The organism is Atribacteraceae bacterium, assembly GCA_035477455.1.
Taxonomy (GTDB): domain Bacteria; phylum Atribacterota; class Atribacteria; order Atribacterales; family Atribacteraceae; genus DATIKP01.
Genome location: DATIKP010000168.1, coordinates 1 through 4,586, shown reverse-complemented (window position 1 = coordinate 4,586; position 4,586 = coordinate 1). Strand labels below are relative to the sequence as shown.

Genomic DNA, 4,586 nt, shown 5'->3' with positions numbered 1-4,586 from the left:
TCAGTGAAAGGGGGATCTTGCATGATCACCCATTTTCTGATTGAGTGCATTCACCATGACCCGACCATGACCGATGAAGTTTTTAAAAAGCGGGTCTTCCGTTAAGAATAGAGCCGAATCCCCTCGTCTTCGTTTCACTGCGGTTGAGTAAGATCGTGCAGAGGGTAGAGTAGAAAAGTGATTTTTCAAGACCTGACCCCCAGTAGCGCTAACTGATGCCCCAGATCGGCAAGCCATCCCTGATGGTCATGGTCTTTTCCGGTACCCGGGCCAGATATGACCTGTCTGCGTGCGTCGCACAGGCAGGCCAGAGGGGGTCCTTTCCTTTGTATTCAACGTTAACCGTCCTCCTTCCCATGCCTGCCTATGCGTATTCCTGCCTGCCGCGCTGCGGCGCAGGCATGGCGCACGCAGACAGGCGGGGGCCTCCTTCTTTTTGGGTTACCCCCTTTATACAGCAGGTTTTAGAAAGAGGACATTTTAAGCGAGTTCTTGAGAGGACATTATCAGCGAGGGTCACTTGACACCGACAGTTCGGACAATTGACTACCGCCGAAAATCCTGTTATAATTCCTGCGCGTGCCGGGGTGGTGGAATTGGCAGACACGCTATCTTGAGGGGGTAGTGGGTTATCCCGTGCGGGTTCAAATCCCGCTCCCGGCACCATCCGAACTGTACACTTTGGCGGTTGAGAAGTGAATTTGCTCCCGCTGGGCTGGGGCGAGCTTATGGGCCAGCCCCATTCTCCCACCTTAACCCGCTCCATCCTGGACCATACTCGATAAAATTCCACCGGACCCGCTCCCGGATATGATCGCCGGCCAGGCAGAAGGCGAAGAAATCCGCCTCCTTTTCCTCCCCGGTGACCTGGTGCTGGTGGCCATGGAAGATGGTGGAGAAGCGGTTGGTGACATGGAGGCAGTGGTGACCCAGCTCATGGAGGAGGACCCGCACCGTCTCGGTCTCGGAGAGGTCGTCCCGGACGGTCAGGTGGATCCAGTTCCCCTTGCTGACCAGCATCCCGGTGAAGTTCACGAAGGGATGGAAGGCGATTTCGATCCCTTCGGCCTCACACAGGGCCACCGCCTTCTGGGTCCCGTGCACCCGGGGGTAGCTCCGGGCCGCCCGCATCACCCGTTCGATAGCGTTCCTTGCTATGGAGAAATTCGAGGTATTGAATGAGTTCAGACCGTCCATCGGCATTGAGCTCCTCCAGGTAGTCGAGAAAGATGGTGTCGTACCGCCGGCTCACCCGGCGCAGTCGTTCTTCGGCCTTATCGGACAACGGCCCCGGCAGATAGGAAGCCCGGATAAAGAGGCCCTCCGGGTCCACCTGGTGAAATTCGGCCAGTTTCCGGAGGAAATTGGGATTGGCTCTCTTGTGCCCCTCTTCCACGTAGTAGATATAGGAACGGGAGAACCCGGTCTCCCGGGCCAGATCGCCCAAAGAAAGTCCTCCTTTTTTCCGTAACTCCTTGAGATACGCTCCTAGTTCACTCATGACAACAGCATACCTCATAATATGTCTCAGTCAAGAATAATTTTCAAAAAATTGGCTTGACCTATCTTGTGTCCTCTGGTATACTCCTCCGGTATACTTCTAGTTTTGGTCACATGTTGGGTATGACCCATCAGGCGGCGTCTTTCCGGCGAATTCCCTCGACGAATTAAACTCCTTCCAGCACCTCCCTAAGCGGGGAATTCCAGAAAGTCTTCTCCATCGTTTCCCGGCACCTCCCGGTCTTTGGCCAGGCAGTCGGTGGCCTGGGAATATTTGGCCGGGTATGTGGTGCCTGCCTGCGCGTGACACGCAGACAGGTCATGGCCTGTCCTCCCTGCGGGGAGCGAGGTGATGGATACGCCACCGGTTTTTATTTGGCTATACCCAACTTTTGAGGATAGCTCAGAAAAATTGAGCTGTAGATTGTTGGGGGAGGTGAGGGTTTTTTGTCTTTACCGGATATACTATCCTTTATCTTTCTTGTAACAAGCGCAGCCTATTTTTTCTACGGGGTGATGGTGTTCTCCTACAACGGCCGGTCAACCATGCACCGCGTACTGTTTTGCAGCTTTCTTTGCCTTTCCTGGTGGGCCTTTACCTTCACCATCGCCAACACTGCCCCGGATACCGAAACCGCCCTGTTATGGCGCCGTCTCGCCTCAGCCGGATGGGGCATTTATTACAGCCTGTTTTTGCACTATATTTTGATCCTGACCGAAAAAAACGCCCTGCTGCAAAAGTACTGGCTCTATCTGCTTTTATACCTGCCGGCCGCCCTGAATGTTTTCCTTTACGGAATCTATGACCAGACAGCCCGCGCTTCTTACCACCTGCTTAAGACCCCGCTTGGATGGGTTAATATTGCAGGAGTAAGAGCTTTGGATATGGCCCATTTCGTAAGCTATATTGGTTTTACCCTCGCTGGCATTATTCTCCTGTTTCATTGGGGCCTGACCGCGCAGGAACGGGCAAAAAGAAAAATAGCGCTGCTCATCGGAGGCTCCGCTTTATTGGCCCTGATTATCGGCACCTTGACCGAACATCTGCTCAGCGCATTTTTCCAGATTAATTTCCCCCAAGTGGCCCCAATAGTGATCATAATCCCCGCGGTGGCCATGTTTTATTGTATCCGACACTACGGACTGATGCGGCAAAGGCCAAAAGAGAGGGCGCCGGCGGAAAATCAGCTGCTGAGTGAATATGCCCAGGCAGGATTATTCTTGTATCTGACCCTGGCATCTTTCTTTGGCGGCCTTATCGGCTTTGCGGCCCTCTTTTTCACCAATCAGGCTTCCCTGGCAGTTACATTGGTTTTTAGCGCGGTGTTTATGGTGGCGGGAATAATCATCTACGTAACAAGATACCTCAGCCTGAAAGCGGATTTAAAAGATACCGTTGTCGGAGTTACCCTGGCAGTGACATTACCGGTTTTGACCGTGCTTATCTATGAGTTTACAACCGCATACTCATGGACTTTGCCGGTGATATTTGTGTTGATTGCGATTATTTTCAGCAATAAAAGAATAATTGTCCTAATGGGAATATCTGTAATATTTTCATTAATCTGGTCCTGGGTGAATACTCCTGTCCTGCCGGTAACGTTCACAGGAGCAGACCATGCGGTTAGAATGGTTACAATGGCGGTGATGTTCAGCATTGTGCTCTACGTCAATCACATTTTTAAGCAGGCCATAACGGAGAGCCAGGAAAAAGCAAATAGAGAAAAGCTCTTGTCGGAGATAGCCTCTGCGCTGATGACGGTTAATGATGGCAACATCGAAGCGAAAATCAAGGAAGTGCTGGCCGTGTGGGGGAGACACCTCCAGGCGGACTGCCTGGATATCTTTTTCCTGGACGACGGGCAAAGGACAGTTAAAAACGCCTATCAATGGTGCGGCAACACCGCCCCCAGCTCTGCAGAAAATGAGGAGATTTTTGCCGCCGCAGTCGGCTTGAGCCGCTTTTGGGGCGAAGGAGATCCTGGCAGTGCGGAGGTTAATGCTTTAGCCGGGAGCGAAACGGAAAGCCAATGGGCGGAAAAAATAAAGGCCGGCCTCTTGACAATTATCCCATTAAAGAGTGCCGAGCAGCTGATTGGTATCGTTGCCATCGAAAAAAGCGCCGGTAAATCGGGATGGAAGGAAGAACAGCGGAATATATGCCACATTGTGGCGCGCATGGTTACAGATGTCTGGCTCAAGATAGAAGCTGACAGAAAGATCAAGTATGAGGCGTATTATGACAGCCTGACCGGCCTGCCAAACAGGCGGTACTTTACAGACCGGCTAAGTCAGGCCATCGATATGGCCATGCGCACCGATAAGCTGGTCGGTGTTTTGTTTATAGATATTGATTCGTTCAAATCCGTCAACGATGCCATGGGTCATGCCGACGGGGATCTGTTCTTGCAGCAGGTTGGCCAAAGGATGCAAAAAAGCGTGCGCGAGTATGATCTGGTGGCCCGCTTCGGCGGGGACGAGTTTCTCATCATGGTGCCCCAGGCCGACGATAGCACAAGCATTGAAAGGGTGGCCGCCAAAGTATTGGAGAACCTGAAGGCGCCCATGGCGGTCAGAGAACAAAAATTCTTTATTTCCGTAAACATAGGTGCTGCCGTCTTCCCCACAGATGGGGATGAGCCCAATGCTTTGCTCAAAAACGCCGATATTGCCATGTATGCGTCCAAGGAAATTGGCAAGAACAGGCATGCCCTTTGCTCCGCCGCCATGAAAAAAGAGACGCACGCAAATTTCACCCTGACCAATGACCTGCGTTGGGCCCTGGAACGAAACGAGCTGTTTTTGCACTATCAGCCCCAACTTAAAACGGCAACCGAAGAGATAATCGGAGTGGAAGCTTTGCTCAGGTGGAGGCATCCGCGCCTGGGGACAATCGCGCCCTCTGTCTTTATACCGCTGGCAGAAAAAAGCGGTCAAATCAGCAATATCGGGTCATGGACCATCAAACAGGCATCTATCCAGAATAAGATCTGGCAGAAGGCAGGATTAAAGCCGATATCAGTGGCAGTCAACCTGTCACTCGGGCAATTCTTGGATGCGAACCTTGTTAAGGTTGTCCAAAACTC

Annotated in this window: 4 protein-coding genes and 1 tRNA gene; 2 read left to right on the top strand and 3 right to left on the bottom strand. The window is 52.1% G+C overall.

Annotated features, from left to right (window positions below):
* Positions 1-581: 581 nt before the first annotated feature.
* Positions 582-666, top strand: a tRNA-Leu gene (locus VLH40_10050).
* Between the two features lie 60 nt (positions 667-726).
* Here the strand turns inward: VLH40_10050 and VLH40_10045 are convergent.
* The 3 genes from VLH40_10045 to VLH40_10035 all read right to left on the bottom strand — a co-directional run bounded on the left by VLH40_10045 (position 727) and on the right by VLH40_10035 (position 1,823).
* A complete protein-coding gene (locus VLH40_10045) occupies positions 727-1,104 on the bottom strand; it encodes an ImmA/IrrE family metallo-endopeptidase (GenBank protein ID HSV32341.1) in 378 nt (125 codons plus the stop codon).
* Positions 1,070-1,501, bottom strand: a complete 432-nt coding sequence (locus VLH40_10040; GenBank protein HSV32340.1) for a helix-turn-helix transcriptional regulator — start codon at positions 1,499-1,501, stop codon at positions 1,070-1,072. The genes VLH40_10045 and VLH40_10040 overlap by 35 nt, the downstream gene beginning before the upstream one ends.
* 166 nt (positions 1,502-1,667) lie before the next feature.
* The gene (locus tag VLH40_10035) at positions 1,668-1,823 is read right to left on the bottom strand and encodes a hypothetical protein (GenBank protein ID HSV32339.1); all 156 of its coding nucleotides are present in this window, start codon (positions 1,821-1,823) and stop codon (positions 1,668-1,670) included.
* A gap of 124 nt (positions 1,824-1,947) precedes the next feature.
* Between VLH40_10035 and VLH40_10030 the strand changes: the two genes are divergently transcribed.
* Positions 1,948-4,586, top strand: a 2,639-nt coding sequence (locus VLH40_10030; protein HSV32338.1) for a diguanylate cyclase, incomplete at its 3' end; no start/stop codon positions are given.

Excerpts from the sequence above, each read along its gene's own strand:
- VLH40_10040 (HSV32340.1), bottom strand. The coding sequence starts at position 1,501 with ATGAGTGAACTAGGAGCGTATCTCAAGGAGTTACGGAAAAAAGGAGGA.
- VLH40_10035 (HSV32339.1), bottom strand. The coding sequence starts at position 1,823 with ATGACCTGTCTGCGTGTCACGCGCAGGCAGGCACCACATACCCGGCCA.